Source organism: Streptomyces griseoruber (genome assembly GCF_001514205.1).
Lineage (GTDB): Bacteria > Actinomycetota > Actinomycetes > Streptomycetales > Streptomycetaceae > Streptomyces > Streptomyces griseoruber.
Genome location: NZ_KQ948834.1, coordinates 1 through 1,181, shown reverse-complemented (window position 1 = coordinate 1,181; position 1,181 = coordinate 1). Strand labels below are relative to the sequence as shown.

Genomic DNA, 1,181 nt, shown 5'->3' with positions numbered 1-1,181 from the left:
CGAGTCCGTGTCGCAGGACGGCTTGAGGGCCTGGGCGATGACGTCGGCGACCTCGGTGAAGTCCTCGGCGGTGAAGCCGCGGGTGGCGAGGGCCGGGGTGCCGATGCGCAGGCCGGAGGTGACCATCGGCGGGCGCGGGTCGTTGGGGACGGCGTTGCGGTTGACCGTGATGCCGACCTCGTGGAGCCGGTCCTCGGCCTGCTGCCCGTCCAGCTCGGAGGCGCGCAGGTCGACCAGGATCAGGTGCACGTCGGTGCCGCCGGAGAGCACGTCGATGCCGGCCTCCCGGGCGTCCGGGGCCGTGAGGCGCTCGGCCAGGATGCGCGCGCCGTCGACCGTGCGCTGCTGGCGCTCCTTGAACTCCGGTGAGGCGGCGACCTTGAAGGAGACCGCCTTGGCGGCGATCACGTGCTCCAGGGGGCCGCCCTGGAAGCCGGGGAAGACGGAGGAGTTCAGCTTCTTCGCGAACTCCTTCCTCGCCAGGATGATCCCGCCGCGCGGGCCGCCGAGGGTCTTGTGGGTGGTGGAGGTGACCACGTCCGCGTACGGGACGGGGTTGGGGTGCAGCCCGGCGGCGACCAGGCCGGCGAAGTGCGCCATGTCCACCCACAGGTGGGCCCCGGCGGCGTCCGCGATCCGCCGGAACTCGGCGAAGTCCAGCTGCCGCGGATACGCCGACCAGCCCGCGATGATCACCTTCGGGCGGTGCTCCAGGGCCAGCTTCTCCACCTCGGCCATGTCGACCAGCCCGGTCCCGGCGTCCACGTGGTAGGCGACCACGTCGAACTGCTTGCCGGAGAAGTTCAGCCGCATGCCGTGGGTGAGGTGGCCGCCGTGGGCCAGGTCCAGGCCGAGGATGGTGTCGCCGGGCTGGGCCAGCGCGAACAGCGCGGCCTGGTTGGCGGAGGCACCCGAGTGCGGCTGGACGTTGGCGTACTCCGCGCCGAACAGGTCCTTGATCCGGTCGATCGCGATCTGCTCGGCCACGTCCACGTGCTCGCAGCCGCCGTAGTAGCGGCGGCCCGGGTAGCCCTCGGCGTACTTGTTGGTCAGGACCGAGCCCTGCGCCTCCATGACCGCGAGCGGAGCGAAGTTCTCCGAGGCGATCATCTCGAGCGTGGACTGCTGGCGGTTCAGCTCGGCGTCGACCGCGGCCGCGATCTCCGGGTCGAGCTCGTGCA

1 protein-coding gene is annotated in these 1,181 nt (G+C 71.6%); it reads right to left on the bottom strand.

Annotation, left to right across the window (positions count from 1 at the left end; all coding sequences use genetic code 11):
- On the bottom strand, positions 1 to 1,181 hold a 1,181-nt coding region (glyA, locus tag AQJ64_RS44855; protein ID WP_063808110.1), incomplete at both ends, for a serine hydroxymethyltransferase.